This is a genomic window from Frankia sp. KB5, assembly GCF_002099325.1.
Lineage (GTDB): Bacteria > Actinomycetota > Actinomycetes > Frankiales > Frankiaceae > Frankia > Frankia casuarinae.
In genome coordinates this window covers 1-7,186 of record NZ_MRUJ01000311.1, presented here as the reverse complement: position 1 = coordinate 7,186, position 7,186 = coordinate 1, and the positions used below count along the sequence as shown (strand labels likewise).

Sequence of the window (7,186 nt, the reverse complement as noted above, 5' to 3'; positions counted from 1 at the left end):
GCCGCCGGCCGAACATCATGCTCCACCACACCCCGAGTCCGAGGATGAGGAAGAGCAGCGGCAAGATTGCGACCATCAGCTGTGACACCACAATGGAGCCGATCCACAGGAGCAACAGCGCCGTCGCGCCGCCGACCATGTACTTCATGAGTTGGCCGGGCGTCATGCGGTCCATCTCAGGATCACCGCCCGTCCTGGTCGTCGCCGTCATCCCGGGCGGCGTCGTATAGTGCCCGGCCGGTCCGCCAGCACAGCCGGCCGATCCGCTGGCTGGTGTGCAGCGCGTCCATCCGCGACCGGACGCGCTCTTCCTCCGGCGACGGCTCCGCGTCGGACTGCTCTTCCTCGTCGTCGTCCATGTCGTCGTCCATGCTGTACAGCCACCAGCCCATCGCGGCGGCGAGGCCGAGTAGCACCAGGAAGAAGATCAGGTCGCCGGTGCTCATCGTTCGTACCCCCGGCTCCGGTTCATGCGGGCGATCTCGGTGACCACCGTGCCGGCGAACGAGTCCACGATCACCTGGAAGCGTTCGGCCGCGTGTGGGTACTTCTTGAACAGGTCAGCTTCTTGCGCCGTCAGCGCGGCGACGTGGGCCATGCCGGTGTGGGCGACGTAGGCCGTGGCCTCGACGCGCGTACCGGCGATTACGCCGCGACCAGCCTCCAGGTCGGCCGCGGCGGCTACCTCCCGCTGCGTCCGCGTCTGCGGCGCCGGCAGGTAATCTCGGTCGTAGGGATAGGGCTCGGGCGGACGACTCAAGCCGAAACCAGGCATGAGTACATCAGCTCCTTTCAGGGGTTGGAAAAGAACGCCTCGAAGTGAGGCGGAGGAAGAGGAGGGCAGCGGGCCGCTCCGGCGGCCGGTGCTACTTCTCGTTTTTGTTCTTGTGCGGCGAGGTGCCGAGGGCGCGGCGGGCGTCAACAACCCATTGCCACAGGCGACCGATCCAGTAGGCGCCGATGACAAGTACGAGGGTGATGAAGGCTTCCGTCACGGGTGGCTCTCGGCAAGAAAATGATCATTAGCTTCGGTGCGCCACCGGTAACTTCTCATGGACTGGTGCGTCCGTCCGGGCGTATACTGCGCCGCTTCGTACATCGTGCTCCTCTCGGATCGTCGAGGCCGGGCTCACGTCGTGGCTGGCCTGAGATCCACGGAACCCCCGGCTGGCTGGGCGCGTCCAGGAAGCGGGAAGCAGTCGGGAAGCAGGAAAGATCTTGATAATCTCCGGTCATGACCGGGACAGGACCTCGTAGTGACGAGCTCATCCAGCTGGGTGAAGCGGTTCGGCAGTTCCGCTTGCAGAGGGGACTGACGCAGCGGGACATCGTCCGTAAAGACTCGCGTACTGTGAGTGAGCTAGAGCGCGGGCTTCGTTTGCCTCGCGCGGAGTTCTTTGAGCGGTACATTGAACTCGGTGCTGACCGAAGAATGATAAATAGGATGTATGCCAAAGCAAGTAGCGCGGAAGCAGCATTAATGCGGGAGCGGCCGCGGCCGCGACTATCTGGCGAAGAGTGGCATTTGTGGGCTTCTGAAGCGGACAAACAGTCCTACTGGGAAGATCTGACGTTGCTTCAACGTTTAAGCGAAATTCGATCTGCGACGCATGAACGAGTCGATGTAGTGTCCTGTGGCAGCGAGAACAGGGAGTATTTTTACCAGTCCTTTTATGCATCTAATGCTGTATGGGAACATAGAAGTAGACTAATTGGTGGAAAGTCGAAAGCAATGGTATTAACCGTCACGTCGACAGGAAATTCTATATGGGTTCCTCCGGGTAGATCTTTTGGGGCAATCCTTGATAGTGATGGCAACGTCCCGCCCTCAGTCGAATATCCGGAGGGTGAATGGYTGACAGTTGGTGGGAAGGGGGCGAAGATGGTAGGTTCTTCGACGTCGAGATTCGATGAGTACGGCGAGGCCGGGAAGGCTTCTTGGAAACGTGCCGGATGTCCCCAGATAGCAGATTTTGGTCCTGATGACTTTCCAATCGATGACATCCACTTTGGATTGGCTGCTCAAAAATAGCAATGCCGACCTATTATTATCCGGGTCGGYAGCGGATTGAGAACGTGCCAGACAGTCTGGGCCTACTAGTACGAATACGGCGCCTTTTTAACCAGCAGCGTTCCGAAGTCCCAGTCAATCCACAGGGGATCTCTCATGGCTTTGTAGAGCTGGCTCTTCACAGAAATGACCTTCTCCTCGTCATCGAAGCGCCTTCTAATCCTGTGGGTCCGGTACTCCATATAAGCACCAATCATCACAGCCGCACTTTCCTGCTCGTCTGTGAGTTCGACCGGATGTTCGTGAACGTCCACCGTTCCGTCGGTCCTATCGGTAGTCTCGATAGAAACAGCAGTCGGCGGATACTCGGTCAAATCGACTTCCAGCGACTCATGCCCGTCCGGTATGAGTCCGCGGAGGCAATCGACTGCCGTCTGGAAGACCGGCGTCACCGAGAACTCCACCAGCCATTTATCCTTTGCGGACAAGCGCACTCGCTTAAACAGTGGCTCGCGTGATCCAGCCATCAGATACCCTCCTCTTCGGGCGGTCCTTCCGCCCTCACGCGAACGACCAGTTCGGCCTGGTTGGCCACGCGAGAGTGGAAAGGCGAACGAAGAAATGGGAACGGCCGTAGTCGAATCCCCGGCACCTTCGGCCAGTCGGGATTTAGATATTCGGCAACATATTTAGTATGACATAAAAGAAATGGTAAATCAAATCCGGGATTCTCGTTGTGGCGTGCTTTGCTAGGCGTTTCCCTAGCCGATCGCCACCCATCCCCAAGGCCGGGGTCCCCGCAGTCCTCGTAGGCAATCGACTCGTCGTTGGGCTTCCGGGCGGAACTCTGGCCGTCCCGCTCCTTGCTGGACGCCGTAGCAGGTGATTCTCAGTTCCCGGATGTCCCGCAACAGCTCGTAGCCCGGCCAGGCCGTCACGTCGTGGCCGTACGCCTCGACGAACTCGGCGTATTCCGTACGGCTGATCGTTCCAGTCGAGCCCACCTTGATCGCGGTGGATACCAGATCCCATTCTGGCGGCCCGACCGAGCAGCGTTCCAGGTCGAGCAGTATTCCTGCCTGCTCCTCAGTCGCCACGACGTTGCCTAGCCAGGCATCGCCGTGTACCACACAGTGGGGCAAGCCTGGCGGCAGTTCGGGCCACCGTGCTTCCAGCTCGGCAAGGTGCTGACGGAGCCAGCCGCGATCATTCTCGGCAAGCCATTGGGCCATGTCGATCCGTTCGCGCAACCGGGTGAACGGCAGTAGTGGGCCGAGCTGGAAGCCGTCCGGCGGCGCCAAGTCGTGCAGTTGCCGCAGGGCGCGGCCGACTTCCCGCGGGGTGCCGTGCCGGTGCGCGGGCAGCTCCCGCCAGAAGGTCACGGCGCGGCCATGGGCGAGGATCGGCTGATCGAGATCCGGCACCAGCCGAACCGCTGGCACCCTGCCGGCTTCGAGCCACTGTGCGACCGCCACCTCCTTGGCGGCGGCCTGCTCCTGGCCGGTACGGCTGACGCGGGCGACGACATCGCCGGTCAGCCGGTAGATCGCGTTCTCGCCGGCGCGGACCAGGACGGCACCGGCGATCGGCAGCCCGGCCGCGTTGGCGGCCGCTCGCAATGTTCGGCCGGCGTCGGTATCCAGTTCGGGGTGCGGTGCGTCCTCGGCGACTGTCACGCGGGCTGCACGATGGTGTCGATCCGCTGCCGCAGGTGGGCCACCTGATCGACACGACGGTGTTTCGTGGCGAAGCGGCTCAACTCGCGCACCTCATCGGCGAGCCGTCTGGACTGAATCTTGCCGACCGAATCGAGTGCGCTCCCGCCGATCAGGGCGGCTTCGTGAGGGTCGCCGGTCGTCATCGTCAACGACGCCAACTTGATCTGGCTGAGCGCTCGTGACCGGGCGTAGGTGGCCGAGTGGCCCTTTACAGCCCCACCGAGACGCGTGGCAGCTTCGGGGGCGTACCGACTGTCCAGCGTGGCGAGGTCGAACAGCGCGTGGCCGGTATCGCCGACGTGCTGAGCGGTGTCGTAGTACACCATCCACGCGGGGTCGTTGGTCGGGTTGGCGTGGGCAAACTCGGCGTCGGCCATGCCGACAGCGCGAAGCGACTCCGGTACTCGGCCCAGCTTGGCGTTCGCGCGTGCCCGGCCGGTGTAGAGCATGGCGCGTTCGGTCGGCGTGAGCCGTTCGCTGCGGATGAAGCCGACGTCGATCAACGTCAGGCCCATGTCGGGGTCGCCGCGCCAGATGGCCTGACGAGCCATGGTCGAGAGCACCTTGGCCCGTAGGTGCCAGTTACCGGACTCCTCGGCGCAGGACAGCGCCAGCGAGAACATCCGCCGAGCGTCCTCGTGCGCGTAGGCGTCAAAGGCCATGGCTCCGGCCGTGTGGCCGAGGAAGCCGACCGCGGCGAACAGATCGTCGCGCAGGTGCTGCGGACAGGGGGCGCTGAGCAGTTCGACGGCGTAGCGGAGCTGGCCGCCGACAGCCTGTCGGACCATCCCGCCGCCGTAGGTGTGATCAACGTTGCCGAAGATCCGGGCGGCGGTCCGGAGCTGATCGATCTCGGCTTGGCCGACGGTAGACGGGACGGACGGTTGGCTGAGGATGGCGAGGTCACTGAGCGACCCGGTGACTACCAACGCACTGACGCCGGCCGTCGCTCGGAGGAAGTCCTGGCGGTTCACGTCTTCGATTGTCCTTGATGTACGCCGGGGCCGACGGAAGCCGAGCGCCCGATCTTGCCCTTCCCCCAGTACTGCCCGGAAGCCCTCGCGGTAGAGGGCGTCGGGCCAGCGGATCAGGCCGCGTTCCAGCTTGCCGATGTAGTTGGCGTCAATGGCGGTCTCCCGCTGGTGGCGGTCGAAGATCCAGGCGTTGACCAGCGCGGCCAGTTCCTTGCGGGACAGTGGCTCGCCTGGCCACTCGGGCGACTCGCGCCGTACCCGCGCCGCCCGGAACTGCACGTTTGGTTCCGGCATGTCCGAAGATCCCCTCCGCCTAGCGGTGATCCATCATGGCACGCAGGGCGACGGGTGTGTGACGCAACCCCCAAACGTTCAGAACGATCAATCCCTTCAATCCTCCCCTTGACATCCCGGGCTGGACGGCTAACCGGATTGACGCCCCTTGCGGTGAAGTGTCACCAGGCCCCGGGGCCGGGTCGAGCCCGTTGTTCACACCCCCCGCTCCCCGGCTCCGGGTGCTCGCTTAGCAGAGAACTACGTGAAAGGCGAGTGCAAGAGGCGGAAGGAGATCGTCACCGATGAGTGCGCCGCGCGACTCGCACGGTGTTGGGGGCAGGCGAAACTCCCTCAGCGGTCTGATAGGTGGTCGCGACTAATGCCCACTCAAAGTCTTCGGGTCACGACTCGGGTATTCGTCCGGCGTTTTTCCGGCACGGTGGAGGCAGTCGGAGAAGCTCGGCGACACGCTGCGTGGGTGGTCCGGGACTGGGATCTGCCTGAGGTCGTTGAAGTTGTCGAGCTGGTTGTGTCGGAGCTGATGACGAATGCCGTAAAAAACTCCGGGCACGACAGCAAGTCTGACGATCCGCATGCTGTGACGGCGCTTCGCGTTACCGCGAATGGTATGAACTTGCTGCTCGAAGTGTGGGACGAAAGCTCCGCGTCACCGGTACTCCAAGAGCAGCACCTCGAGGCCGAAAGCGGCCGGGGTTTGCTGCTGGTTGCGGCGCTCGTTAAACGATGGTCGTATTACTTTCCGAAAACCGGCGGCAAGGTTGTGTGGGCCGAGCTTGACCTGCCCGCACCACAGCCCGTGGCCGATCCGACCGACATGACGCATTCTCTGCCCCGGCGCGAATCCGCGGTGCAGTGGAATACCTGGCCGATCGAGGCCCTACCGGTCACCTTCACCGACGACCCTGCAGTGCTGCAACGAGTCGCGGACCGGCTCCGTGCTCTGGACGACTGGGTGTCCGCAGCGGAGCGCCACCGGTGAACGTGAATCACGACCCCTCGCGCCGCCACATCACGCTCACGATACCCGACCGGCTTGCCAACCTCTGTCACGAATGGTGGAAGGTAATGCAGCGACCGAAAGCATTCGGGTATATAAGCTTGCAGCACGACGACGAGGCCGAAATCTCGCGGCTGCATGACGCGATCACGGTTCGTGCTGAGGCCGAGGGCTTGGCGCTGGCTGAGATCTACGTGGACCGCAATATGCCGCCGGGCCGTCTCATCCGRCCCGGACTAACCGTCCTACTGGAAAGACTGCGCCAGCACGAGGGTTCCTGGCTCGTCGTGCCGACTCTGGACCATCTGTCGTCGTGGCCTGTCGTACGCCGGGCGATCGAAATGGAAGTGCAGCTGCTGAGCGCACGAGTGCTTGCTCTCAAGGGGAACGGTATTCGCGCCGCACCGGCATTGACTGAGTCGCGAGCCGATCCACCTACTTTCAGCACCTGATCGACCATTGCTATCCGCGTTCGCCCACTCGCTGGTGAAGGTTCCCCATGYGCGAATTACTGCTGTCCCCCCACGACCGGCTGATCCGCGCTGCCGTAAGCGCGACCGCTAGAATGGTGCCCGACGATCTCTTCCATGCGGTTCCGCTGGCCGAGCCAGCGGCGATTCGTAACGCCTTGAGTGACCATATCGGGGACGATCGGCTGGTCATCGTGACCGGCACGCTGGATCGGCGCCTGGTGCTCATTGAGAACGAGCCGGGAGGATCGTGGACGGCCGCCGACCTCTCCGGCAGGCCCCACGGCACGCGGGTCTGGCCGGAGTGGACCGCCGGCCACCTGCAGGTGGCCGCACCCGACGAGTGGCTGTCCCGCGTCGATGTCACGGTGGAGGGTAGGCGCCGGCTGCTCAGCCCGCGTCTACTTCTTGCCTCCCTCTACCATCCGGAATACTTTCCGCTTCCCCGCTTCCCCCTCGCGATTTCCGACCTTGCCCGTGCTGCGCGCTCCACGCTGTTGGGCCAGGTCGAGCTAATGGACATGCAGCTTGGTGTCACTCTGGATGACATCCTCGGACGGGTTGCGGCCGGTGGCGTGGACGTACTCGGCGTCTCAGCGACGTTTGGCCAGCATGATCTGATGACCACGCTGCTGGACGAGGTAATGGGGCTCGATCGCCGCCCCCTCGTCGTTGCGGGCGGCTCGCTGACCGCCCGCAACGAACGCCTGCTGCTTGAC

Annotated in this window: 8 protein-coding genes and 1 pseudogene; 3 read left to right on the top strand and 6 right to left on the bottom strand. The window is 63.3% G+C overall.

Features of this window, described 5'->3' with window-relative positions:
- Positions 1-182 precede the first annotated feature (182 nt).
- The 6 genes from KBI5_RS23220 to KBI5_RS23200 form a co-directional block, all read right to left on the bottom strand.
- On the bottom strand, positions 183-446 hold the full coding sequence (locus KBI5_RS23220) for a hypothetical protein (protein ID WP_085016467.1): 264 nt from the start codon (positions 444-446) through the stop codon (positions 183-185).
- Positions 443-775: a hypothetical protein gene (locus KBI5_RS23215; RefSeq protein ID WP_085016466.1), complete on the bottom strand. Its 333-nt coding sequence runs from the start codon at positions 773-775 to the stop codon at positions 443-445. Before KBI5_RS23215 ends, KBI5_RS23220 begins: the two co-directional genes overlap by 4 nt.
- A 91-nt stretch (positions 776-866) precedes the next feature.
- Positions 867-995 (bottom strand): hypothetical protein, encoded by a 129-nt coding sequence (locus tag KBI5_RS28540; RefSeq protein WP_277870129.1) that lies wholly within the window; start codon positions 993-995, stop codon positions 867-869.
- A gap of 1,102 nt (positions 996-2,097) precedes the next feature.
- Entirely contained in the window at positions 2,098-2,475 is a 378-nt protein-coding gene (locus KBI5_RS23210) for a hypothetical protein (RefSeq protein WP_133057136.1), read from the bottom strand.
- 297 nt (positions 2,476-2,772) lie between these two features.
- Positions 2,773-3,687 carry an aminoglycoside phosphotransferase family protein gene (locus KBI5_RS23205; RefSeq protein ID WP_198537918.1) on the bottom strand — a complete coding sequence of 305 codons (915 nt, stop codon included), beginning with the start codon at positions 3,685-3,687 and terminating at the stop codon, positions 2,773-2,775.
- Positions 3,684-4,997 carry a hypothetical protein gene (locus KBI5_RS23200; protein WP_085016464.1) on the bottom strand — a complete coding sequence of 438 codons (1,314 nt, stop codon included), beginning with the start codon at positions 4,995-4,997 and terminating at the stop codon, positions 3,684-3,686. The genes KBI5_RS23205 and KBI5_RS23200 overlap by 4 nt, the downstream gene beginning before the upstream one ends.
- A 361-nt stretch (positions 4,998-5,358) precedes the next feature.
- Between KBI5_RS23200 and KBI5_RS23195 the strand changes: the two genes are divergently transcribed.
- From KBI5_RS23195 to KBI5_RS27220, 3 genes and pseudogenes are all read left to right on the top strand, one after another.
- Positions 5,359-5,979, top strand: coding sequence for an ATP-binding protein (locus KBI5_RS23195; protein ID WP_085016463.1), 621 nt, complete (start codon positions 5,359-5,361; stop codon positions 5,977-5,979).
- Positions 5,976-6,449 carry a recombinase family protein gene (locus tag KBI5_RS23190; RefSeq protein WP_198537916.1) on the top strand — a complete coding sequence of 158 codons (474 nt, stop codon included), beginning with the start codon at positions 5,976-5,978 and terminating at the stop codon, positions 6,447-6,449. Before KBI5_RS23195 ends, KBI5_RS23190 begins: the two co-directional genes overlap by 4 nt.
- A 47-nt stretch (positions 6,450-6,496) precedes the next feature.
- A pseudogene (locus KBI5_RS27220) lies at positions 6,497-7,186 on the top strand (cobalamin B12-binding domain-containing protein); the annotation flags it as partial.